The organism is Aromatoleum diolicum, from assembly GCF_012910955.1.
GTDB lineage: Bacteria > Pseudomonadota > Gammaproteobacteria > Burkholderiales > Rhodocyclaceae > Aromatoleum > Aromatoleum diolicum.
Genome location: NZ_WTVQ01000020.1, coordinates 1 through 24,416 on the forward strand (window position 1 = coordinate 1; position 24,416 = coordinate 24,416).

Annotated in this window: 21 protein-coding genes; 19 read left to right on the forward strand and 2 right to left on the reverse strand. The window is 67.0% G+C overall.

The window, feature by feature from the left end; translation table 11 throughout:
* Positions 1-246 (reverse strand): hypothetical protein (locus GPA25_RS23835; RefSeq protein WP_211163097.1); only part of this gene is annotated, 246 nt, incomplete at its 3' end.
* Between GPA25_RS23835 and GPA25_RS12865 the strand changes: the two genes are divergently transcribed.
* The 17 genes from GPA25_RS12865 to GPA25_RS12945 all read left to right on the forward strand — a co-directional run bounded on the left by GPA25_RS12865 (position 239) and on the right by GPA25_RS12945 (position 22,114).
* Entirely contained in the window at positions 239-634 is a 396-nt protein-coding gene (locus GPA25_RS12865; protein WP_169260805.1) for a hypothetical protein, read from the forward strand. The two genes, GPA25_RS23835 and GPA25_RS12865, sit on opposite strands and share 8 nt — an antisense overlap.
* A gap of 705 nt (positions 635-1,339) precedes the next feature.
* Positions 1,340-7,126, forward strand: coding sequence for a manganese-oxidizing multicopper oxidase MnxG (gene mnxG / locus GPA25_RS12870; protein WP_169260806.1), 5,787 nt, complete (start codon positions 1,340-1,342; stop codon positions 7,124-7,126).
* 240 nt (positions 7,127-7,366) lie between these two features.
* On the forward strand, positions 7,367-9,313 hold the full coding sequence (locus GPA25_RS12875; RefSeq protein WP_343034923.1) for a YncE family protein: 1,947 nt from the start codon (positions 7,367-7,369) through the stop codon (positions 9,311-9,313).
* Between the two features lie 29 nt (positions 9,314-9,342).
* Positions 9,343-10,125, forward strand: a complete 783-nt coding sequence (locus GPA25_RS12880) for an SCO family protein (RefSeq protein ID WP_211163098.1) — start codon at positions 9,343-9,345, stop codon at positions 10,123-10,125.
* A gap of 4 nt (positions 10,126-10,129) precedes the next feature.
* Positions 10,130-10,855, forward strand: coding sequence for an SCO family protein (locus tag GPA25_RS12885; protein WP_169260808.1), 726 nt, complete (start codon positions 10,130-10,132; stop codon positions 10,853-10,855).
* Positions 10,856-10,860: 5 nt separating this feature from the next.
* Positions 10,861-12,447 carry an ABC transporter substrate-binding protein gene (locus GPA25_RS12890; protein ID WP_169260809.1) on the forward strand — a complete coding sequence of 529 codons (1,587 nt, stop codon included), beginning with the start codon at positions 10,861-10,863 and terminating at the stop codon, positions 12,445-12,447.
* A 13-nt stretch (positions 12,448-12,460) separates the two neighbouring features.
* Positions 12,461-13,183, forward strand: a complete 723-nt coding sequence (locus GPA25_RS12895) for a SurA N-terminal domain-containing protein (RefSeq protein WP_169260810.1) — start codon at positions 12,461-12,463, stop codon at positions 13,181-13,183.
* A 268-nt stretch (positions 13,184-13,451) separates the two neighbouring features.
* Positions 13,452-14,003, forward strand: coding sequence for a response regulator (locus GPA25_RS12900; protein WP_169260811.1), 552 nt, complete (start codon positions 13,452-13,454; stop codon positions 14,001-14,003).
* A 94-nt stretch (positions 14,004-14,097) separates the two neighbouring features.
* Positions 14,098-15,819, forward strand: a complete 1,722-nt coding sequence (locus GPA25_RS12905; RefSeq protein WP_246265656.1) for a GspE/PulE family protein — start codon at positions 14,098-14,100, stop codon at positions 15,817-15,819.
* Positions 15,800-16,612: a hypothetical protein gene (locus GPA25_RS12910; RefSeq protein WP_169260812.1), complete on the forward strand. Its 813-nt coding sequence runs from the start codon at positions 15,800-15,802 to the stop codon at positions 16,610-16,612. The genes GPA25_RS12905 and GPA25_RS12910 overlap by 20 nt, the downstream gene beginning before the upstream one ends.
* Positions 16,612-17,151 carry a PilN domain-containing protein gene (locus GPA25_RS12915; RefSeq protein ID WP_169260813.1) on the forward strand — a complete coding sequence of 180 codons (540 nt, stop codon included), beginning with the start codon at positions 16,612-16,614 and terminating at the stop codon, positions 17,149-17,151. The genes GPA25_RS12910 and GPA25_RS12915 overlap by 1 nt, the downstream gene beginning before the upstream one ends.
* Positions 17,138-17,686: a GspMb/PilO family protein gene (locus tag GPA25_RS12920; protein ID WP_169260814.1), complete on the forward strand. Its 549-nt coding sequence runs from the start codon at positions 17,138-17,140 to the stop codon at positions 17,684-17,686. The genes GPA25_RS12915 and GPA25_RS12920 overlap by 14 nt, the downstream gene beginning before the upstream one ends.
* Positions 17,686-18,291 (forward strand): secretion system X translation initiation factor, encoded by a 606-nt coding sequence (locus tag GPA25_RS12925; RefSeq protein ID WP_169260815.1) that lies wholly within the window; start codon positions 17,686-17,688, stop codon positions 18,289-18,291. Before GPA25_RS12920 ends, GPA25_RS12925 begins: the two co-directional genes overlap by 1 nt.
* Positions 18,288-20,582, forward strand: a complete 2,295-nt coding sequence (locus GPA25_RS12930; protein WP_169260816.1) for a secretin and TonB N-terminal domain-containing protein — start codon at positions 18,288-18,290, stop codon at positions 20,580-20,582. The genes GPA25_RS12925 and GPA25_RS12930 overlap by 4 nt, the downstream gene beginning before the upstream one ends.
* A gap of 16 nt (positions 20,583-20,598) precedes the next feature.
* Positions 20,599-21,066, forward strand: a complete 468-nt coding sequence (locus tag GPA25_RS12935) for a type II secretion system protein (RefSeq protein ID WP_169260817.1) — start codon at positions 20,599-20,601, stop codon at positions 21,064-21,066.
* 82 nt (positions 21,067-21,148) lie between these two features.
* Complete coding sequence (locus tag GPA25_RS12940; protein WP_169260818.1) at positions 21,149-21,523, forward strand: type II secretion system protein; 375 nt, start codon at positions 21,149-21,151, stop codon at positions 21,521-21,523.
* A 3-nt stretch (positions 21,524-21,526) separates the two neighbouring features.
* Positions 21,527-22,114: a type II secretion system GspH family protein gene (locus tag GPA25_RS12945; RefSeq protein WP_211163099.1), complete on the forward strand. Its 588-nt coding sequence runs from the start codon at positions 21,527-21,529 to the stop codon at positions 22,112-22,114.
* A 122-nt stretch (positions 22,115-22,236) separates the two neighbouring features.
* Here GPA25_RS12945 and GPA25_RS12950 read toward each other — a convergent pair whose 3' ends face one another.
* Positions 22,237-22,440 (reverse strand): cold-shock protein, encoded by a 204-nt coding sequence (locus GPA25_RS12950; protein WP_169260819.1) that lies wholly within the window; start codon positions 22,438-22,440, stop codon positions 22,237-22,239.
* Between the two features lie 302 nt (positions 22,441-22,742).
* Between GPA25_RS12950 and GPA25_RS12955 the strand changes: the two genes are divergently transcribed.
* Both GPA25_RS12955 and GPA25_RS12960 read left to right on the forward strand, forming a co-directional pair.
* Positions 22,743-23,186 (forward strand): NfeD family protein, encoded by a 444-nt coding sequence (locus GPA25_RS12955; RefSeq protein WP_169260820.1) that lies wholly within the window; start codon positions 22,743-22,745, stop codon positions 23,184-23,186.
* A gap of 9 nt (positions 23,187-23,195) precedes the next feature.
* Complete coding sequence (locus GPA25_RS12960) at positions 23,196-24,062, forward strand: SPFH domain-containing protein (RefSeq protein ID WP_169260821.1); 867 nt, start codon at positions 23,196-23,198, stop codon at positions 24,060-24,062.
* Positions 24,063-24,416 lie beyond the last annotated feature (354 nt).

Genomic DNA, 24,416 nt, shown 5'->3' on the forward strand with positions numbered 1-24,416 from the left:
TTCCCCGCTTGTGGGTCGGCAGGTGGGGGGGAATTTCCCACGTGCATCCGCATAAAACTTTAAGTTATTGAAAATAAGCAATTTTATAAATTGGCACGCGGTTTGCTCAATGTCCCTCGGGATTATCCCGTTGAGCACCCGCTGCTGCCGTAGTAACCAAACAGCGGGGGCGATCGGAGCGCGGCGATCATCTTGAAAGCCGGCTTCATGAATCCACAACCCCATCAGAGGTGTCAAAATGACCATCCGTCTTCGTCACATTGCAGCACTCGCATTCGTTCCCTTGTCGCTCGCCGCAGGTTCGGCCAGTGCTGCGCTCGGAGACTATTCGGGCATGAAGGTATGCAGCACCGAGTTCGCGCAAGTGTACTGGGAGATCCAAAACGCCACATACACCTCAGCGAAAAACGCGGCGTGGAACAAGAGCGCTCTGGTCGTAAAACTCGACTCGGCGGAAAGCAAAGTGGCTGGCGGCAAGTTCGGCGAGGCGGTGGACTACCTTCAACAAATTTCGGCCAAGGCCACGGAGTGGGCCGACTTCACGCCGAAGCCGAAGCTCGAAAGCGCCGATGGGATCAATACCAGCGTTTCGGCCGCGATCGGTTGCGTGACGGTTAATACGCCAGCGATCTAAGGAAGGGGCTGCGACCGGCAGCCGCGGCCGGCCCTTCTGAGGCCGGCTGCCCGCCGGAGCATCCCCGCGCGGGAAATCGGCCCAGGTCCGCTTCGTTGCGGACGCGCCCCGCCCCGCGCACGACGGCTTCGATGCCGCGTTTCACGAAGGCCCCGCCTGAAAAGGCGGGGCCTTCGTGCGTCAACGTCCCCCTCCGTCGCGCATCGCACGGCGTCCTGCAGATCCCTGTCTCGCGCCCGCACGCTTCGATCGGGCCCGCATCGAGTGGGGAATTTCCCCCTGTCCTGGGGATTCTCCCCCCGATGTGGCCCCGCATCCCCGCGGCCGCGCCCGAGTCGCGGATGTTGCGTCGCGGCACGCCCTTTTGTCTCCGCATGTTTCAACCGGCCACGTGCGATTTGCATGGGGGGCGCAGCCACGCTGCGCGCCGGTTCGTCCAGGACTGCCTGTCTGTGGGGGATTGGGGAATTTTCCCCACCCGCATTGGGGGGATACAGCTGGGGAAAATTCCCCGGTCGCATCTGTGAGATTTTGTAAAGCATTGATAAATAGTGAAATTATGTAATGGCACGCAGGTTGCGAGAGCAGCCCCGGGGAATGTCCCAATGGGGCGCGCGCTCTCTTGCGGTTTCGGTTGCAGGGCGCGGGCTACGAGGTCTGTGGGGAGTTACAGACCGAAGCGTTGTAATCGATGGGAGAGCGACGATGAAATACCTGTACCCGATAGGGCGGGCACCAGCACACGACGGCCGTCCAGGCCGCCGGCTGCGTCTGGCCAGCCTGCTCATGGCGGCCGGTGCCACGTTGTTTGCGGGCGTCCAAGTCGAGGCGGCACCGCCGAGCGGCGGCGGCGGCACGACGACGACCGGCGCGATCGCGTGCTCGCGCACGCTGGTTGCCAACGTGGTGGCGATCGACCAGCCGCTGATGTTCAACCGTCTCGGCGCGCAGAACGTCAACGGCATGATGTTTGCGCTTGAAGACGACGTGGTCTACCACGATGACGCCACCAACAAGGACACCCCGCTGACACTGGGCGGCGCGGCGACGCCGGGCAAGGTCCAGCTGCGCGCCGACAAGCGCCCGCGTCCGCTGGTGCTGCGCATCGCGGCGGGCGAATGCCTGACTGTCAATCTGAAGAACCTGCTTACCGCGACGGCCAACCCGCGCAACGCGACGCCGCCCGAGATGCATATCGACGACCAGGTCGCAGACCGCAACGTCGGTTTCCTCGTGCAGGGCCTGCAGGCGGTCAATTCGATCGCCGACATCTCCGACAACACCGGCAAGAACCCCAGCGCACTGGTGGCCCCGGGCGGTAGCCGGACCTACACGCTGTACGGCGAGCGCGAAGGCGCTTTTGCCGTGCATAGCTACGGTGCCACGTTCGGCGCCGACGGCACCGCCGGCAACGTCGCCAACGGCCTGTTCGGCCAGGTGGTGGTGCTGCCCAAGGGCGGCCGCGCCTACCGCAACGCCGTGACCGAAGAAGAAATGCGGCTCGCGACCATCGGTCGCACGGCCGCCGGCCAGCCGATCGTCAACTACGCCGCGGTGTACCCGGCGACCGAACCGTGGAAGACCGAAGGCAAGAGCGGCGCGCCGATCCTGTCGATGGTCAATGGCACGCGCATCGTGCATAGCGATGGCGACGCGGTGGTGCTCGGGCCGAACGCCAATGGCAGCTTCCCGGCAACGACCTACCCGCTCGAAAGCATGGGCAAACGCAACCCGCCCTACCCGAACCGCCTCGAACCGTTCCGCGACTTCGCGTCGGTCTGGCACGACGAGGTCGCGACGGCGCAGGCCTTCCCGGGTTTCTACAACGACCCGGTGTTCGGCTACGTGCTGCAGGCCACCCGCGACGCGTTCATGATCAACTACGGTTCCGGCGGCATCGGTTCCGAGATCATCGCCAACCGCCTCGGCGTCGGCCCGATGCACGACTGCCTGTCCTGCGCGTACGAGGAGTTCTTCCTCACCGCCTACGTCGTCGGCGATGCGGCCCAGTTGGTCGACATCCCCGCCAACGTCGGCCTCGAAGCGCTGAAGCCGGGCCAAGTGCCGCCGGCCGGCACGACGGGCATCAAGGCGACCAAGCCGCTGTACCCGGCCGACCCGGCGAACGTGCATCACAGCTACATCGGCGACTTCGTCAAGATGCGCAACACGCACGTGGGCCAGGAACAGCACGTGTTCCACCTGCACAACCATCAGTGGCTGTTCAACCCCAACGACGACAACTCCAATTATCTCGACGCGCAAGGCATCGGACCCGGGTCCAGCTACACGTACGAGATGGTGAATGGCGGCTCCGGCAACCGCAACCGCTCGCCGGGCGACGCCATCTACCACTGCCACTTCTACCCGCACTTCGCGCAGGGCATGTGGTACATGTGGCGCATCCACGACACCTTCGAGGAAGGCACCAAGCTCGCGGTCTCGGGGAATGGCTACCATGCCGCGCCTTTCGCGTTGCGTGACGGTTCGCCCGCTGCGGGTGCCCGTGCGCTGCCGGACGGCGAACTGGTGGTCGGTGCGCCGATTCCCGCGATCGTGCCGCTGCCGGGCAAGGCGATGCCGCCGATGCCGGGCAAGGCGAGTGTCGTGGCCAAGGTGATGGATAACAACGTGGTTGCCGGATCGAAGGTGCTGGTCGATCGGAGTGCCGCCAACAAGAACGCCGATGGCACGCTGAAGAATCCGGGCTATCCGTTCTTTGTCGCCGGGATCGAATCGACGATGGGTCAGCGTCCGCCGACCCCGCCGCTCGACATGCTGACGCCCGAACAGGCGCAGGCGCTGCGCGGCAGCGGCAATGCGCTGTGGGCCGGGCTGGAGCCGGCACAGGCGGGTGGCTGGGACGGCGGTCTGCCGCGGCATGCGCTGGAAGGCATCCTGGCGGGCGGTTCCGCTGCAGTGACGACGAGCCCGGTGGACTTCCTGAAGCACCTTACCGCCGCGAAGCCGGTGTACTTCCCCGAGGAAGGCACGGACGTCGAGCAGGCGGCAATGGCGTTCCACTCGAAGACCTCGCACGCGAGCTGGTCGGTGCTGCCCAACGGCACCTCCGTCACGGCGGCGAACTTCCGCACCAACGGTGCGAAGCCTTCGGTCGCGGCGCCGTTCGCCGAACCCTGCGTGGATGACACGCAGAAACAGCTGACCAGCACCGCCGGAGCGGGCACCTGGAACAGCGGTTCGTCGATGACCGCGATGTGGACCGGCAAGGCCTCGCCGTTCAATGCGACCACGCCGCGCGTCTACAAGGGCGCCAACATCCAGTTCGACGCGGTGCTCAACAAGGCTGGCTACCACTTCCCGCAACAGCGCATCATCGCCCTGTGGGAAGACGTCATGCCGGTGATCGACAAGCTGCAGCCGCCCGAGCCGTTGGTGATGCGCATGAACACCTTCGACTGCACGATGTACCACCACACCAACCTGGTGCCCGAGTTCTACGAGCTCGACGACTACCAGGTGCGCACGCCGACCGACATCATCGGCCAGCACATTCACCTGCCCAAGTGGGATCTTTCGACCACCGACGGTGCGGCGAACGGCTGGAACTATGAAGACGGCACGCTGGCGCCGGGAGCGGTGGTCGAACGCATCCATGCGATCCGCCACTTCAACCATTGCACCGAACCGACCGACCCGCGCGACGGGACCGGTGTATGCCCGGTGCCCAAGGCTCACCCCTATTTCGGACAGTTCAACCGTCCGGACTGGATGGGCGCCCGCACCACCCAGCAGCGCTGGTTTGCCGACCCCTTGCTGAACCAGTACGACATCGATCGTGGTCTGGGCAACATCTTCACGCATGACCACTACGGCCCCTCGACGCACCAGCAGGTCGGGCTGTACGCGACGGTACTGACGCAGCCGGCGGGCTCGACCTGGTACCACGGCGAGACCGGCACCCCGTTGTACACCCGTGCAGACGGCGGCCCGACCTCGTGGCAGGCAGTCATCAACAGCGGCGACTTCGACGGCGACAAGGTCGACGACAGCTACCGCGAGTTCTACCTCGAGTTCACCGACTTCCAGCATGCGTACGAAGCCGGTGTGTATGTAGGTGCAGGCCCCGACGGCATCCCTGATGCGACGGCCTACCCGACCAGCACGGAGAGCTTCCGTTACGCCATCAACCCGCCCGCCAAGAAGACCACGCTGCCGATCTTCCCGGATATGCAGCGCATCGTGGCCGGTGGCGAGAAGGCCGGTTGCCCGGTACGTCCGTGCCCGCAGGCGATCTCGGCAGATGATCCGGGGATGTTCGTGGTGAATTACCGCAACGAACCGGTGGCGCTGCGCATCTACGATCCGGCCAAGACGGGTCCCGACGGCAAGCCCGGCATGCAGGCGGACGGGCTCGGCGGCGACCTTGCCTATGCGCTGCAAACCCGCACCGACCGCAAGATCCCGGCGTTCAACCTGGCGCCGAGCGCGATCACCCAGGCAACCGGCCCGACCGGTGGTGTCACGAAGTTCCCGCCGCACATCAACAAGGCGGGCGACGTGGCGGGCGACCCCTTCACGCCGATGCTGCGCACCTATGCGGGCGATATCACCCGCATCCGCGTGCAGGCCGGCGGGCAGGAAGAAGCCCACAGCGTCAGCATCCACGGCGTCAAGTGGCTGCAGGGTGGTTCGTCCTTCGGTGCAGCAGGCAACTCGGGCTGGCGCAATGGCCAGATGGTTGGCATCTCCGAGCAGTTCAGCTTCGGCGTTCCGGTCGCGATGTATGCGGACCCGGCACGTACCCAGGCCGACTACCTGTATGCGATCAATTCGTCGATCGAGGGCTACTGGAACGGCGCCTGGGGGGTGATGCGCAATTACTCCGAACTGCGTGACGACCTGTTCCCGGTGCCGAACAACCCGAAACCGGTGGGCGTCGCCAACGCGGCGGACTTCAACGGCATCTGCCCGAAGAACTACGTCGATCCGAAGCTCGGCTCGCTGCCGGTCACTCAGCGCAATTTCAACGTAGTGGTCGCGCTCGCCAACGACATCCTGCCCAACCCGTACAACCTGACGATCGGTATGCCGGGTAGCGACGGTCAGCATGTCGGCGGTCCGCTCAAGGCCAACGGTGGCACCCTGGTGTACAACCAGCGCGCAACCAGCATCCCGGCCGCGACGGTAATCGACGAAGTCACCGGCGAAACGATGACGATCGGTGGTCATGCGGGTCCGCTGCACGACCCGACCGCGGCGATGTACGTGCGTGCCGAGGATCTCGATCCGACTACCGGCAAGCTCAAGGCCGGCGTGCCGGTGGAGCCGATCGTGCTGCGGGCCGCGGCTGGCGATTGCGTCAATGTCACGCTGGAGAACCGTCTGCCGGCCGTGATGCCTGACCTGCCGTCGCCCAACCTGATGTCGCCGGTCGTGATTCGTGACCGCTTCAGCACCGTGGGCACCACCAGCTTCAACAACAACCTGATGCGTCCGTCAAGCCATGCTGGCTTCCACACCCAGCTGGTGACCTTCGACGTGACCAAGTCTGACGGCACCAACGTCGGCATCAACCCGGTGCAGACCGTCGCACCGCGGGCGGGCACGACCGGCAGCTACCCGACGACGTCCTATCAATACTACGTAGGAGACCTGGCACGCGCGTATTCCGCGCAGACATCCACACTGAAGATGAGCACCGATACCGTCACGGCGGTCGGGGTCGAGTTCGGCGGCGTCAACATCATGCCGGCGGACAAGATCAAGCAGACGCAGAAGGGTCTGAACGGAGCGCTCGTTGCACTGCCTCCGGGTTCCACCTGGGTCGAGGACGCGAACATGCGTGCCGCGGCCACGGTGACCAAGATCACGAAGCCGGAACTGCCGACCTACCGCGATTTCGCGCTGCAATGGGCGAAGGGTCTCAACATGCGCTGGGCTGACGGTCAACCGGTGGAGAACATCGCCGCCGAAGGTCCGATGGTGCATGAGGATCCGGAGGACAACTCGGCGATGGCGGTGAACTACAAGGTCGAGCCGCTGTGGTATCGCTTCGCGAAGGCGCCGGATGCGCCGTTCGGTCACGCCAACGGTGCGGGTTTCGCCGCTGTGCCGAACGCCAACATGGCATACAGCAACGCGCTGGTCGGAGGCGACCCGGTGACCCCGGTGCTGACGGTCAATCGCGGTATGCCGTTCCGCATCCACGTCGTGCAGTCCTCGGGCGGCAGCCGTGGCGGCACCTTCGGCCTCCATGGCCACGTGTGGCAGCGTGATCCGTACCGTTCGCACAACAGCGACGCATCGGGTTACCCGGCGCGCAAGTTCGGTGTGGGTTCGACACGCATCCTGTTCAACCCGCTCGGCATGTTCATGGGCGGTCAGGAAAGCATCCTGCCGGCCAGCCACTTCACCTTCAACATGGCCAGCGCGGGTGGCGGCAACGGCGTCGTCGGCGACTACCTGTACCGCGACTTCGAATCGCTGGGCAACCTCGGCGGTCGCTGGGGCATCGTGCGGGTGCAGTAAGCAGTTGCAGCACGGGGCGCGGCGCGAACCGCCGCGCCCCGCAAGCAGGAGTTTCAAGAGCAGTGGCAACACGCAGTACCGCAAGTGCTTTTGATTTGGGGGGGGTCATCATGGCAGAGGAGACTCCCTCACTTTTTCCGGATGAGTAAGTCGCTGCTCAGGGCAGTGGCCTCCATCCGATCGAATTCGCAGTCCGGGTCGGCTCCACCAGGTTCCGACCCTGCAATTGGGGAGACAGACGTGCGCAAACTTCGCTTCGCAACAATCTCGGTGCTTTTGTCGTGTGCATTGTCGGGCAGCCTCGCCGCCGCGCCGGCGCCGGCCTCCGCCCTGCCGGGCGCCAAGGACGCGGCCCCCGCAGCCAGCGGTCGCCTGGTGCGCGACGGGGTGGCGATCGATTTCGAAGCGCGCCCGACGGCCGGCGGTAGCGAGCTGGTCGAAGGCGGGCTCGCCGACATCCGTTTCCGCATCAGCGACGCCAAGAGCGGCAAGGCGCTGAGCGGCCTCGCGCCGGGCGCGTGGCTGGATCTCGCGCAGGTCATCTCCTCCCCGAAAGGCGAGCAGAAGGAATGCAAGGACAAGATCGCGCTCTACCTCAAGGGCGTGGTCGGCGTGCGTCCGATGGTCGACCTCAACAGCTATTACCTGCTGGTGCTCAACAAGGACGCCAGCATCACCGTGGTGGACCCGCTGATGTCGGTGGCGGGCACCACCAGCACGCTGACGCGCATCATGTTGAAGCGGCCGCCGGTCGATTGGGTCAAGAGCGCCGACGGCAAGCATATTTTCGTGTCGATGCCGATCGCCGATCAGGTGGCGGTCGTCGATGCGGCGAATTTCAAGGTCGTGCGCGACGTCGATGCCGGCGACGAGCCGGTGCGCGTCACCGTGCAGCCGGACGGCCGCTACCTGTGGGTCGGCAACAACTCGCGCGACCCCAACAAGAGCGGCGTCACGGTAATCGACGCGAAAACTTTCAAACCGGTGAAAAGCTTCGCCACCGGCAAGGGCCATCACGAGATCGCCTTCAGCGAGGATTCGCGCCACGCCTTCGTGACCAACCGCGACGCGGGCACCGTGAGCGTCTTCGACGTCGCGAAGATGCAGAAGCTGCAGGACGTGGCGACCGGCCCGCGGCCGATTTCGGTGGCGCTGTCGGCGCTGTCCAAGGCCATCTACGTCGCCGACGGCGAGGCCGGCACGATCAGCGTGATCGACGCGCACAGCCTCAAGCCGCGCAAGCTGATCCAGGCCAAGCGCGGCCTCGGGCCGGTGCGCTTTACCCTCGACGGGCGCTACGCCTTCGCGCTGAACACCCTGGAGAACACCGCCACGGTGGTGGATGCGGGCAGCGACGAGGTGGTGCATGACATCAAGGTCGCCGCCGAACCCTACCAGGTCACCTTCACGAAAACCTTCGCCTACGTGCGCGGGCTCGCGACGGAGCACGTGACGATGGTGAACCTCGGCTCGCTCGGCAAGGGCCGCGAACCGACGCTGCAGAGCTTCGCCGCCGGCCCGGAGGCGCCCAAGCTCGCCGGCGACCTGCCGCTCGCCACCAGCCTCGCCGCGCGCAACGACGAGTCCTCGGTGTTCGTCGTCAATCCGGTGAACAACACCACCTACTTCTATATGGAGGGCATGAACGCGCCGATGGCCGGTTACCTCAACCGCGGCCACACCGCGCGCGCCGTGACGGTGGTCGACCGGGCGATGCGCCAGGCCGAACCGGGCGTGTTCACGACGCAGGTGATGTTGCCCGCGGCCGGGCGCTTCGACGTCGCCTTCATGCTCGACCGCCCGCAAGTGCTGCACTGCTTCAGCGCCGAGGTGAAACCCGGCCAGGCCACCGACGCCAAGCTCGCGATCCCGCGCCTGGAATTCCTGCCGGCGCCGGTGACGGTGCAGGCGCCGTCGAAGGCCGCGGTGCGCTTCCGCCTGGTGCAGGGCCGCAAGGACGAACCGCGGACCGGCGTCACCGACCTGCGTGTGCGCTATTTCCTCGCGCAGGGCGGACGTCGGCTCGACGCGCCGGTGCGCGAAGTCGGCGACGGGGTGTATGAGGCGCAAATCGACGTCACCGATACCGGTGCGTACTACGTCCATGTCGATTCCGCCGCGCTCAAGGAAGACCGCGACCGGCCCTACCTGACGCTGCGCGCCGTACCTGCGGTCGCACAGAAATGATCGCCCCGGAACATGTCGAGGAGAAGATGATGAACGCCACCCGCAAAACCGTCCTCCAGTCCTGCGTTCTGGCGCTGGCGCTGGCCGGCGGCCTGACCCAGCCGCATGAGGCGACAGCCCATTCGGAACATGCACAGCGCGCTGTCACCGCTCGCGCCGACCATGCTTCGCATGACGTCAATGCCCACGCCGAGCACGCGGTCAAGCCTGAACATGCCGGCCACGCCAGCGCCACCTCCCCTGCGGATCATGCCAACCACGCGAATCATGCAGATCACGCCAAGCACGCCGCCGCCGGGAAGAACGCGGAAGGCGTGAATGTGCGTTTCGCCGACGTCGCGCTGCTCGACCAGGACAGCCGCGAACGCCGCCTCAAGTCCGACGTCATCGGCGACCGCATCGTCGTGATGGACTTCGTCTACACCAGTTGCACCACGGTGTGCCCGGTGGTCTCCGCGATCATGAGCGAAGTCCAGAGCAAGCTCGGCGCGCGCGTCGGCCGCGACGTCGCGCTGGTGTCGATGACGGTGGACCCGGTCCGCGACACCCCGGCCCGGCTGCGCGATTACGCGCGCTCGCGCGGCGCAGGGCCGGGGTGGTCGTGGCTCACCGGCAGCACCACGGCGATCAACGACACCCTCAAGGGGCTCGGCACCTGGACGCCGGACTTCGAGGATCACCCGGTCGTGATGATGGTCGGCGACGGCCGCAGCGGCCAATGGACACGTTTCTACGGCTTTGCCGATCCCGCCGCGCTGGTGGCCCAGGTCGAATCGCTTACCGCGGCGCGTGGCGCCACTGCCAAGGAGTAGGACCATGAACATTGCACGCTCGATCACCGCCGCTTCGGCTTCCGTTTCCGCTTCTGCATTGACCCTCGCCGTCGCGCTTGCCCTCGCGCTTCAGGGCGGCGCCGCGTTCGCGCACGGCAAGGATCATCCCGAGGCGGGCGCCGCGGCGGCGTCGCAGCCCTCCGCCACCAAGGCGGCCCCGGTGGCGCAGCCGGTGTCGGCGGGCACGCGCGATGCGCGCGCCTACTTTTCCGACACCCTGTTGCTGACGCAGGACGGCCGGCAGGTGAAGTTCTACAGCGACGTGCTGAAGGACCGCGTCGTGTTGCTGAACGTGGTGTTCACCAATTGCAAGGATGCGTGCCCGCTGATCACGCGCAAGCTCAAGGAAGTGCGCGCCGCGCTCGGCGAGCCGCTCGCGAGCAAGGTGCATTTCATCTCGATCAGTTCCGATCCCGAAAAGGATTCGCCGCAGGCGCTGAAGGCCTTCGCCGCGAAGAACGAAGCCGACAATCCGAACTGGACCTTCCTCACCGGCGACAAGGCGAACGTCGATTTCGTGCTCGCACGCCTCGGTCAGCTGGGCGAGAGCCCCGAAGGGCACTCGACCCTGCTGATTGCCGGTGACGTCGGCGCCAAGCGCTGGAACAAGATCCGCCCGGATGCCGCGCCGGTCGCGATCGCCGAGCGCCTGAAAATGCTCGCCGATCCGGTCGCAAGCGCCGCGCTGAACGCGGGCGCGGGCAAGTAACGATCATGGCGAGCCGCCGCATCTTCCATTGCCTCGGTGTTGCCGCCGCGCTGACATGCGCCGCGGGCACCGCTGCCGCAATCGAACTGTCGGCCTCGGAGCGTGCCGGCAAGCGGATCTTTCTCGAAGGTCGCAGCGCGACGGGCAGCAGCATCGCCGCCCGCGTCGGCGCAGGCGACACCGCGATGCCGGGAACGGTGGTGCCGTGCGCGAACTGCCACGGCGCCGACGGGCGCGGCCGCCGCGAAGGCGGCGTGCGTCCCTCCGACATTACGTGGCGGCGGCTCGCCACCCCCTACGGCCAGCGCCTCGAAAGCGGGCGCGAGCATCCCGCCTACGACGCCGCCAGCCTCGCGCGCGCCGTCAGCCACGGTGTCGACCCCGCCGGCAACCGGCTCGACCCGGCGATGCCGCGCTTCGTGATGTCGGCGCGCGACCTCGAGGATCTCACCGCGTATCTGAAGCGGCTCGAGGACGATCGCGACCCCGGCCTCCTCGAGGACGTGCTGCGCCTCGGCACGCTGCAGCCCGCGAGCGGCCCGCTCGCCGAACTCGGCGGCACCGTTACCGCGGTGCTGCGCGGCGCGATCGACGCCGTCAATGCCGACGGCGGCATCCACGGCCGGCGTGTCGAACTGATCGTTGCCGACGCGGGCAGCGACGCCGCGGCGGGTGAGGCGGCGCTGCGTCGCCTGGTCGAGCAGGACAAGGTCTTCGCGGTGCTCGCGCCGCTCGCGCCGGCGCTCGACGGCAGGCTCGGCGAACTGGCCGACGCCGCGCGCATTCCGCTGGTCGGACCGCTTGCCCAGCTGGCAAGCGGTGGCGGCCGTTTCGTGTTCGACCCCCTGCCCGGATTGGGCGAACAGCTCGGCGCGCTCGGCGAATACGCCGCGACGACGCTGAAGCTCGGCAATCCGCCCGCCGCGATCGTGCACCCCGACGACCGCCGTAGCGCCAGCCTCGCGACCGCACTCGCCGAGCGCCTTGGCCGTCGCGGCTGGTCGCAGGTGCGCGCGTATGCCTACGCTCCCGGCGCCTTCGATGCCGCCGGGGCGGGCACGGCACTGGCCGGGCAGGGGGCGAAGGCCGTGTTCTTCGTCGGCCGCGACGACGATTTCGGCGCCCTCGCGGCGCAGAAATCCGTGCAGAAGTCTGCGCCGTGGCTGTTCGCCGCGGCGACCCAGGTCGGGCCGGCGGCGCTCAAGCTCGCCCCCGCGCAGGCCGAACGCGTGTTCGTCGCCTACCCGACGCTGCCGCAGGACTGGTCCCCGCAGGGGGCCGGCTTGCTGCGGGCGATGCGCGAGCGCAGCGGCGTGGGCGAGCGGCACCCGGCTTTCCAGGTCGGCGCGTACGCCGCGGCGCTGGTGATGATCGAAGGGCTCAAGCGCGCCGGGCGCGACGCGAGCCGCGAAAAACTGGTCGCCGCGCTGGAGAACCTGCACGGCTTCCAGACCGGGCTGACGCCGGCGATCGGCTTCGGGCCGGGGCAGCGGGTCGGCGCGCCGGGGGCGCACATCGTCGCGGTCGACGCGGCCAAACGCACGTTCCGTCCGACGGGCCGCTACGTCCGGCTGGACACGACGCAAGAGTGAGGGAGGGAGCGCAGTGAGAGCGAACCAGGCACAGGGCAGGATCGCCGTGAAGGCGCGGGAAGGGAGAGAGGGACAGTCGCGTGCGGGCCGACGGTGGCTGCGTCGCGGGGCTGTGTTCGCCCTGTGCCTGGTTGTGGCTCTCAGCCTCGCCGTACCGGCGATGGCGCAGGAAGTGGGCGTGGTCGCCCGCGTCAATGGATCGGACATCACCGTTTTCCGGCTGGAACGGCACTTCGAGGATTACCTCAAGCAGCAGGCGCGCAATGTCGCCGCGATCCGCAATCCGGAAGTCTTCAAGCGTCTCAAGCGCGAGGCCCTCGATCAGCTGATCGACAAGGAACTGCTGTGGCAGGAGGCGCAGCGCCGCGGCATCGTCGTCGACGACGCGGTGGTGCGCGAGGCGCGCGCCGGGATTGCATCCGGCTTCCGCACCCCCGAGGCGTTTCAGCGGCGCATGCAGGAGGCCGGCTTCGACGACGCCGCCTACGATGCCTATCTGCGCCGCGAACTCGCCTCCAGTCGGGCATTGAGCGAGCTGATCGGTCCGGTGAAAGTGTCCGACGAGGACGTGAAGCGCGTGCTCGCGCAGCAGTCGCCGCCCCCCGACATGCCCAAGGCCGCGGTCGAGGCGCAGGTGCGCGAGCAACTGCTCGCCGGCCGCCGTGCCGAAGCCAGCCGCGCAGCGCTGCAGCGACTGCGCACCGGCGCGCAAATCCAGACCTTGCAGCGGTTCTGACGGGGCACCCGACGCCAATGCGCCCGACAGGGGCTTCGGTGGCGGTCGAGCATGGGGATACACCCGCTTTGGGGTGCGAACGGGCGTGGCGCAATGGGGCGCCCCCCACTTTCGGGGTCACGGTGCAAAAAAGCGTTTTGTTATTGAATCAACGGTCTGCGCAGAACCTGCAACTTTCTTTTGCGTGGCACGAAGCATGCTGGCAAAGTTCATGCACAACCTTCACCCGGTGCGAGTCACCCACGGGTTTCGGAGAAAGGAACATTACATGCCAGCGGCGAAACGAGTGCTGATTGTCGAGGACGAGGAAATCCTCGCCGGCAATCTCAAAGCTCACCTGGAGCGCGCATCCTGCAATGCGCGGATCGCTGCCGACGGTGCCAGCGCGATCCGCGTTTTTGACGACTTCGCCCCCGACGTGCTGGTCCTCGATTACCGCCTGCCGGACATGAACGGCTTCGAGGTGCTCGATGCGATCCGTTGCCGCTGCAGCCTGTGCGAATGCGTACTGATGACCGGCCACCCGACCAGCGAGGTGTATAGCGGCGCCGCCGAACGTGGCATCCGGCACATCCTGTTCAAGCCGTTCCCGATGCTCGAACTGTCGAGACTGGTGTGCGCGACCGCGCCGTTCCTGCTCGCCGGTCCGCTGCATGGCGACCTTGCGCCGCACGATACGCACCTGCCGGTGCCGGGGGAACGCCGCCACAACACGCGGCGCGGTTTCCCGATGCGCCTATTCGACGGGACTTGGTTGTATGCTGATCGTCGTCACCCCGTCGGCATGAGTCCGGACGAAGACAAGAGCGACGGGGACTGAAGCGCTGCAAGACTGAAGCAATGAACGATGCGGCGGCCACGTGATCGCCGCGACGCGAAGCCGCTCATGACGAGCGGACTTGAGGGTTCTGCCAATGGATCACCTTCCTGTCTCTGCCATGTGTGCGACACATGACCAGGCGCCGGCCGCGCGCCTTGACGTGGCCTTGTTGCGTGCTGCGCGCGAGCGCGCCGCGGTGCAGGGGCGGCGCGTGATCGACGAGCTCGAAGAGCAGGCCGCTCTCGAACCGGGCGAATTCGTCCGCCGTCTCGGCGCGACGCTGCATTACCCGGTGATGGACGGCGAACTGCTGTTTGCCAGCGCCCCGGATTTTGCGCGCGTGCCGCTGGCCGAGGCGCTGAAGCACGAGTTCGTGATGGTGCGGCGCCCCGACGACCCGGCGGGCGTCGTCGTCGGCGTGTTCTCGGACCCCTTCGATGGCGGGCGCCTCGCGTGGATCGACGAACGCCTCGGCAGTGCGTCGCTCTGTCTGGTGCATCCGGCCGACCTCGCCGCCTATCTCGCGCGCCACGAGGAAGATTTCCACGCCGTCGACTCGCTGGCCGCCGGCGCTGACGAAACCGCCGAAGCGGAAGACATCGAAACGCTGTCCCTGGCGCGCATCAGCGAGGATTCCAGTGTCGTCGTCAAACTGGTCAATTCGACCCTCTACGACGCCCTCAAGCTGCACGCCAGCGACATCCACCTCGGCGTCACCGGCACCGGGCTGGTGATCAAGTACCGCATCGACGGCGTGCTCAACACCGCCAGCCGGGTGCATGGCGCCGAAGTCGCCGAGCAGGTGATCTCGCGCGTCAAGGTGATGGCCGAACTCGACATCGCCGAAAAGCGCGTGCCGCAGGACGGCCGCTTCAAGGTCGCGATCAAGGGCCGCCAGATCGACTTCCGCGTCTCGATCATGCCCAGCATCTTCGGCGAGGACGCGGTGCTGCGCGTGCTCGACAAGCAGGATCTGGCCGACCAGATCCACGGCGTGCGCCTCGACGCGCTCGGTTTCGAGGCCTCGGTGATGCGCACCCTGCGCCGCCTCGCCAGCGAACCCTACGGCATGGTGCTGGTGACCGGCCCCACCGGCAGCGGCAAGACGACGACGCTGTACGCGATGCTCACCGAGATCAACCGCGGCGTGGACAAGATCATCACCATCGAGGATCCGGTCGAATACCAGCTCCCCGGCGTGCTGCAGATCCCGGTCAACGAGAAAAAGGGCCTCACCTTCGCGCGCGGCCTGCGCTCGATCCTGCGCCACGACCCGGACAAGATCATGGTCGGCGAAATCCGCGACCCCGACACCGCGCAGATCGCGGTGCAGTCGGCGCTCACCGGCCACCTGGTGTTCACGACCATCCACGCCAACAACGTGTTCGACGTCATCGGCCGCTTCGTGCAGATGGAGGTCGACCCCTACAGCTTCGTCTCGGCGCTCAACGGCATCCTCGCGCAGCGCCTGATCCGCCTGTCCTGCCCGGCCTGCGCCGTCGAAGTCACGCCGGGCGACGACGAACTGCTCGCCTCCGGCCTCAACCCCTCCGACATCAAGGGCTACCGCTTCGTGCACAGCCCCGGCTGCGGCCGCTGTCGCGGCACCGGCTACAAGGGGCGGACGGCGATCGCGGAATTGCTGCTGCTCGACGACGAATTGCGCCAGACCATCATCGATCGCCAGCCGATCTCGCGCCTCAAGGAACTGGCGCGGCGGCGTGGCCTGCGCCTGCTGCGCGAATCGGCGCTGGACCTCGTGCGCGAAGGCAAGACCACGCTGGAGGAGATCAACCGTGTCACTTTTGTCGCGTGAGCGTTACCTCGCGGTCATCACCCCGACGCGCGTGAGCCTGCTGCGCGGCCGCGGTCGTGGCGCCGTCGATGCGCTCGGCAGTGTCGCGTGCGCCGGCGACAGCGCGGGCTGGACCGCCGCTGCCGACGCCTTGCAGCGCCTGCTGACCGAATCCGGTGTACATCGCGGCGAACTGGAGGTGGTGCTGTCGAGCCATTTCGCCCGTTTCCGCCTGGTGGCGTGGAGCGACGCGATCGGCTCGCCAGACGAACTCGAGGCCTACGCGCGCATCGGTTTCGAGGAGGTGTACGGCCCGGTCGCCGCCGGCTGGGCGCTGCGGGTGTCACCCGAATCTGCCGGGCGGCCGCGTCTGGCCGCCGCGATCGAGCAGGCGCTGCTCGACCGTCTGCACGGCCTCGCACAAAGCGCAGGGCTGAACCTGGTGTCCGTGCAGCCGCATCTGATGGCGGCCTACAACCGCCTGTTGCCGCGCCTGCGGCGCGACGATTTCCTGTTCGCCGTGGCCGAACCCGGCCGCTGCAGCGTGCTGCTGGCGCGCGCCGGGCGCTGGGTCAGTGTGCGTTCGAGTGCCGCCGACGACTCCGAGGGCGCGGTGGCGGCACTGCTCGAGCGCGAGTGCGAACTCCACGGCCTCGCCGGCGAGGCCATGCCGCCGGTGTATGTGCACGCGCCGGGGCGTCCGCAGGGGGCCTGGCGGCCGGTGCATGGCGCCGCGCCGCAAGCGCTGGCGATCGGCGCGCCCGCCGCGGCGACGTCCGACCCCTGGCTCGACATGGCACTGGCGGTGGCCTGATGCGCAGACTCGAACTCGACTTCCGTCGTCGCCCCCGGCCCAGTGCGGCAGGGTGGGGGCTGCTCGCCTGCGGTGTGATCGCGCTGGCTGCCGTGCTGGGGGTCGAACGACAGTTTGCCGCCGATACCGCCACCCACGAAGCCACCGTGCGCCGCATCGAACAGACCCTGCCGGGCGCGGCACAGGCACCGCTGTCGGTGGCCGACACCCGGGCGCGTGACGCCTCGCTGGGCGACGTGCAGCGCGTGCAGGCGCAACTCAATCTGCCCTGGGGCGAACTCTTCGCCACGCTCGAATCGCTCGCCAGTGCCGATGTCGCGCTGCTGGGGCTGACCCCCGATGCGCGCAAGCGCCAGGTGCGCATCTCGGCCGAAGCGCGCAACCTCGCGGCGATGCTCGAATTCCACCGCAAGCTCGAAGACAGCGCCGCCCTGCACGACGTGTCGCTGATCAGTCACGAAATTGCCGACGATGCGCAGGGGCAGCCGGTGCGCTTCAGCCTGGTCGCAGGATGGGTGATCGACAATGCGCGTCCATAGACTTACCGCCATCGAAGACGTGCGCCGCCTCGGCCTGCCCGGCCTGGCAGGGGCGCTGCTGCTGCTTGTTGCGATGGCCTGGACGCTGCTGTCGGTGTTGCCGGCGCGTGAGGCACGCGACCGCGCGCAGGCCAGTGCGCAGCGCGCCGAAGCGCGGCTCGCCAGCGTGCAGCGCGGTGAAGTGCCGGTCAGCGAGGCGCCGGGCCGGCTGCTGCAGGACTTTTTCGCCGGCCTGCCGGCCCAGCCCGGCGCGACGACCGCCATCGACCGCCTGTTTGCGGCCGCCGAGCAGGAACGCCTGTCGCTGGCGCGCGGCGAATACGCCCTCGTCGTCGAGCGTGACATGGCGCTGGCGCGCTACCAGATCCTGCTGCCGGTGCGCGGCGCCTATCCGCAGGTGCGCCGTTTCCTCGCCGGCGCGCTCGAAGCGGTGCCGGCGCTCGGTCTGGAAGACCTCGATCTGCAGCGCAAGCAGGTGTCCGATACCGAACTCGAAGGGCGCATCCGCATGACCCTGTATCTGTCGAGGCGCTGATGGCGAAACGGCGCAATGTTTTCTGGCTGATCTTTCTCGGCGCCGCCATCGTGCTGGCGCTGATTCCCGAATTTTTCGACGCGCCACCCGAGGAGGTGGTGCAGCCCGTGCCGCCGACGCAACGTCGCGGCCAGCTGGCCGAACTGCGCTCGCCGCCTGCCGCGACCGCCACTACGGCGACGCCCGCGGAGGGCACTGCGGCCTTGCCGACGCCAGGCGACGCAGTGTCGCCCGCCGGCACCGCCGCGGCACCGTCCCAGGCTGCGCAACGCGCCGGCTCGGCTGCCGGCCCGGAAGTCGACCTGTTCGCCGCGCACAGCTGGTACGTCGCCCCGCCGCCGCCGCCAACGTCCGAGCAGCCCGTTGCCCCGGTCGCGCCGCCGAAACCCGTCGCCCCGCCGCTGCCCTTCGAATATTTCGGCAAGCTCGACGACAGCGAGCGCGTACGGGTCTTCCTGCAGCGCGGCGACAGAATCTACACCGTCGGTGTCGGCGATGTCATCGATGGCACCTACAAGGTGAAAAGCATCACCGACTCGCAGATGACATTGATTTATCTTCCGCTTGACCTCACCCAGACCCTGTCAGTGGGAAGCAAACTATGACCGATCTCACTTTCCGCCGTGGCGTCCGCCCCTGCCTTGCGGCGCTGCTGGTGATGCTCGCGCTGTCGGGTTGCGCCACCAACGCGTTCCAGCGCGAAGGCCAGCAGTTGATCGAGGAGGGCCGCTACGAAGAGGGACTGGCGAAGCTCGAGCAGGCGGTGCACGAGTCGCCGCGCGACACCCGGGTGCACATGACCCTGTCGGCGCAGCGCGAACGCGCGGTGGCGGCGCTGCTGGCGAGTGCCGACCGCGCCCGCATCGCGCGCGACCTGACGGCGGCGGTCAGGACCTACGAGCGCGTGCTGACGATCGAGCCGGCCAACGAGCGCGCCCGTTCGGCGCTGCAAGAGATCGAGCAGCTGCGCAATGTCACCGAGATGCTGCGCCAGGCCCAGCTCGCATTGCGCCGTGGCGATCCCGACAGCGCCGAGCGGCAAGTGCGCCAGATCCTCGTGCTCGATCCGCGCCACGAGGGCGCGCTGGCATTCAAGCGCGAAATCGAGGATCTGCGCGTGCGCAGCGTCACGACCTATCCGCAGCTGCGTTCGAAACTCGCGCAGCCGGTGTCGCTGGAGTTCCGCGACGGCAACATGAAGCAGATCTTCGAGGTGCTGGCGCGCACCGCCGGCATCAACTTCATCTTCGACAAGGACGTGAAGCCCGACCTCCGGGCCACGCTGTTCGTGCGCCAGGTGCCGGTCGAACAGGCGGTCGAACTGCTGCTGATGCAGAACCAATTGCAGCAGAAGCTCATCAACGAAAACACCGTCGTCATCTACCCGGACACGCCGCAAAAGCAGCGCGAATACCAGGACCTGACGATCCGCACCTTCTATCTCTCCAACACGGACGCCAAGACGGCGCTGAACTTGGTCAAGACCCTGCTCAAGAGCAAGGACGTGTTCATCGACGAAAGGCTCAACACGCTGACGCTGCGGGACACTGCCGATGCCGTGCGAATGGCCGAGAAGCTGCTGTTTGCGCAGGGCCAGCCCGACCCGGAAGTGGTGCTGGAAGTCGAAGTGCTGGAGATCTCGCGCCAGCGCATCCTCGACCTCGGCATCCGGTGGCCGAGCGTCTTTACCGCGCTCAGCGACGAACTCGGTCCGATCGAGATGCTGAATCAGCTGAAGGGCATCGGTTCGCGCCGCATCGCCGTCGATACCGGCCCGGTGGCGCGCATCAATGCCAGCGACAACGACGTCAACACCCTCGCCAATCCGGTGATCCGCGTCAGCAACAAGGAAAAGGCGCGCATCCACATCGGCCAGCGCGTGCCGGTGGTGAGCGCCACCTCGACGCCATCGACGCAGGGTCCGGTGATCACCGAAAGCATCCAGTACCTCGAAGTCGGTCTCAAGCTCGAAGTCGAGCCGACCGTGCACCTCAACGACGAGGTGCTGATCAAGATCGGCCTCGAAGTCAGCAAGGCCACGGCGCTGGCGCCCACCCGCAACGGCACCATCCCGGTGCAGGTCGATACGCGCAATGCCGCCACCGTGCTGCGCCTCAAGGATGGTGAAACCCAGGTGCTGGCGGGGCTGATGCGCAACGACCACGACATCACCGGCGACCGCATCCCCGGGCTGGGCGACATCCCCGGCGTCGGCCGGCTGTTCGGCAGCAACAAGGACTCCATCGGCAAGGCCGAGCTGGTGCTGTCGATCACCCCGCGCATCGTGCGCAACATGCCCTACATGAACCCGTACGACATGGAATTCACGTCCGGCACCGAAGGATCGCTGCGCATGCGCCCCGACCCCGGCCTGCGCCACGCGGCGACCGCACTGGCCTCGGTTTCGCAGGCCGTCGCTGCGCCCGCGGGGGCAGCGGCTGCCGACCTTGGCGCCCCGGATGTGGCCCCGGCCAGCGGCATCGCCTTGTCCTGGAGCGGCCCCGCGCAGCTCAAGGTCGGCGAGGAAACCGAGCTGGTGTTGCGCGCCAGCGCCGCCCAGTCGTTCAAGAGCACGACGCTGCAGCTCGCTTACGATCCCGCCGCGCTGCGGGTCGTCGCCGTCACCGAGGGCGATGTGATGAACCGCGACGGTGCGATTTCCTCGTTCGCGCCACGCATCGACGAGAAAAACGGCCGCATGTTCGTCGCCTTGTCGCGCTCCGGCGCGCAGGGCGCGAGCGGCGAGGGCGCGCTGCTGCGCCTGCGGGTCGTCGCGCTGCAGGCGCAGGATGCGCCGGCTTCGCTGCGGGTGACGAGCGTGTCGGCGGTGGGCGAGAGCAATCGCCCGGTGTCCGCGCCCCTGCCGGCGGCGCTGGAACTTCCGGTGGTACGCTGAACGGCACCCGGCGACGATGCGCGCGCGCGGCTTCTCCCTCGTCGAAGTTGTCGTCACGGTCGCGATCGTCGCCCTGCTCGCGTCGATTGCCGCGCCGCTGACGGAGACGGTCGTGCGCCGCGGCAAGGAGAACGAGCTGAAGACGGCGCTGTACCGCATTCGCGATGCCATCGACGCCTACAAGCTGGCTGCCGACGCCGGCTACATCGAAAAACTCGCGGACGCCACCGGCTACCCGCCGACGCTGAAGGTGCTGGTCGAGGGCGTGCGCGACGTGCGCAGTGCCGCCGGGGCCCGTGTCTATTTTCTGCGCCGCATCCCGCGCGACCCCTTTGGCGACCCGAACCGGCCGCCGGAGGAAACCTGGGGCCTGCGCAGCTACGCCAGTCCGCCGGACAGCCCGCGCGCTGGCGTCGACGTGTTCGACGTCTATTCGCTGGCGCCCGGTAACGGCCTCAACGGCACACCCTACCGCGAGTGGTGATGGCTGAGGTGAATACTGCAGTGATGACAACCGAGGCAAGCCATGAACAACACCATTCCGGCTTCCCGATGAGGCCAACGCAATGAAACGACGCGCCGGCTTCACGCTGATCGAACTGCTGGTGGTGCTGTCGATCATCGCCACGCTGTTGGCGATCGCCGTGCCGCGCTATTTCGGCAGCATCGAGAAGTCGCAGGAAACGGCGCTGCGGCAAAGCCTGTCGGTCATGCGCGAGGCGCTCGACCACCACTACGGCGACATCGGCAGCTATCCGGATTCGCTGCAGGCGCTCGTCGAAAAACGCTACCTGCGCAGCGTGCCGATCGATCCGATCACCGAGCGCAACGACACCTGGGTCCTGATGCCACCGCCCGCCGGCGTCACCGGCAACGTCGGCGACGTGCGCAGCGGCGCCCCCGGTAACGGCCGCGACGGCACGCCCTTTGCGGAGTGGTAGGCGGTGCGTAAGCGCGAGCACGGCTTCACCTACCTCGGCGCACTGTTTCTCATCGTGCTGATGGGCCTGGCGCTCGCCGGTACCGGCGAAGTGTGGTCCACGGCCAGCCAGCGCGCCCGCGAAAGAGACCTGCTGTGGGTCGGCAACCAGTACGCACAGGCGCTGCGGCGCTATTACGAGAACTCTCCGGACATCAAGCTGTACCCGCTGCGGCTCGCCGAGTTGCTCGAGGACCAGCGACGTCCGACGCCGCAACGGCACTTGCGTCGCCTCTATCCCGACCCGATTACCGGCAGCCGCGAGTGGGGCCTGATCCTGGGTTCCGATGGCCGCATCGTCGGGGTGCACAGTCTGTCGGAACGTCCCACCCGCAAACGCAGCCGCTTCCCTCCCGCGTGGTCGGATTTCGACGGCGTGGCGACGTACGCCGAATGGAAGTTCCTGGGGGACCGTGCGTTCAGTGACGCCGCGAAACCCGGTCCGGATGAGGCCTCCCCGACACCGGGGGCGGATCCACGCAAAAGCTTGAAGGAGCTGACGCGCCCCTTGACGGGCGCCGGCACGACCAGCCCGCTTCTGCCAGCGCGTTGAGCGCGGCCATCGGGGCAGGGGTGCGAGGGGTGCGCAATGGCCCAGATCGGCCGGGCGCAACAAATAAAAAAAGGCCCGGCTTGCGCCGGGCCTTTCTCACTTAAATCGTGCCGTTGGGCAGATTAGAGCGGGCGGATGTTGCCAGCCTGCTTGCCCTTCGGGCCGGACGTTTCGTCGAACTGAACTTTCTGACCTTCGGCCAGGCTCTTGAAGCCATTGCCTTGGATCGCGGAGAAGTGCGCGAACAGGTCTTCGCCGCCGTTGTCCGGGGTGATGAAGCCGAAGCCTTTGGAGTCATTGAACCACTTAACGGTACCAGTTGCCATTTTGAATTTTCCCAAATCGGAGTTAATCAGGGGCGGTTGCCCATAGTTGCGACAATCGGGATCGGGGAAAGACGGACTGAGTACCAATGGACGTCGAGCTCGAAAAACCACGCGATTACTGATGCGCACCTGCAGTCTGGTCAAAAACTGCGCCGCGGTCAACTGCCATCGGATAAACGATGCCTGGTGTGCTGCCCGCGAGATGCCCATGATGGGCATTTACCCCTGAACAAGGGCGTGCAGTACCCCTGTGGCGGACACGCTCGTAACATCCCGCTACAATCGCCCGCAAGGAGAACGCTATGAATATCGAATGGTGGCAGTGGGCGGTCGCCGGTATCGTGATGATCCTCGCCGAGTTGGCGGTTCCGTCCTTCTTCTTGATCTGGTTCGGCATCGCCGGCCTGGTGATGGCGGGCGTGCTGCTGATTGCGCCGGGGCTCTCATTCACGACCCAGCTCGCGCTGTGGACGGCGCTGTCGCTGGTCATGGTCGCGCTGTGGTTCCGCGTGTTCAAGCCGGGATTCCACAAGACCCGCATCGGCACCGCCGACGGCGAGGTGCTGGGCGAAGTCGGCCTGCTGGTCGGCGCGGTCGCGCCGTTCAAGCGCGGCAAGGTACGTTTTCAGCGTCCGGTGCTTGGGTCCGACGAATGGGTGTGCCTTGCCGAGACCGCGATCCCGGCCGGCGAGCGGGTGCGCGTCGTCGCCGTGGAAGGCAGTTTTCTTAAAGTTGTGAAAGCCTGAGGAGGCAGCATGAGTGAAGGGTTCATCGTCGTAGTCGCAGTACTGATTTTCGTCGTCGTCACCCTCGCGAAGGGGGTGCGCATCCTGCCGCAGGGCGAGGAGTGGATCGTCGAGCGGCTGGGCAAGTACCACGGTACGCTCAAGCCCGGCCTCAACATCATCATTCCCTACCTCGACCGCATCGCCTACAAGCTCGTCACCAAGGACATCATCCTCGACGTGCAGGAACAGGAAGTGATCACCCGCGACAACGCGGTGATCCGGACCAATGCGATCGCTTTCGTCAAGATCACCGATCCGGTCAAGGCGGTGTATGGCGTCACGGACTTTTCCGAGGCGATTCGCAACATGATCATGACCACGCTGCGCTCGATCGTCGGCGAGATGGATCTCGACGCCGCGCTGTCGTCGCGCGACAAGATCAAGGCGCGCCTGCGCGAGAGCATCGCCGACGAGGCCGTCGACTGGGGCCTCACCGTCAAGTCGGTGGAAATTCAGGACATCAATCCGTCCGAATCGATGCAGCGCGCGATGGAACTGCAGGCCGCCGCCGAACGCGAGCGCAAGGCCGCGGTGACCAAGGCCGAAGGCGCCAAGCAGGCGGCGATCCTGGAAGCCGAAGCGCGCCTCGAATCCGCCAAGCGCGATGCCAACGCCCAGGTGATGCTGGCCGAAGCCTCGGCCGAAGCGATCCGCCGCGTCGCCGCCGCGGTCGGCGACCAGACCGTGCCGATGATGTACCTCCTCGGCGAAAAATACATCGCCGCGATGGAACGCCTGGGGGCCGGCGATAACGCCAAGGTCGTCGTGCTGCCGGCCGACCTGCAGGAAACCGTGCGCGGGCTGATGGGGCGCGGCAAGTCGGCCGGGCTGTAGGCGGGGCCCCTGCGGATACGGTCGGGCGCCGTGACGGCATCGACCGGTCCGACAGTGACGCTGCTGCGACGCGCGCGCGTGGCCGAAATACACATTGTTACTGCCGCGTAATACGGTCGCAGGCGTGCCGTTCGTCCGTGGCGGCCGCGGCACATCTCTGCGCGACGGCAGTCTGAATGTAATCAACAGCTTACGCAGATCTCGCCAAGCGCCCGAATGTCGACATGACCCGTCTATCGGGCGGGCCGCGCAGCCTTGCGGCCCTTGTGCGCCGCTTGCGCCCCGGAACTTGGCAACCTGTTGATCGATCGAAGACTTACCTCGATCCACCGGCCGCCAGCGAGCCGTCTTGAA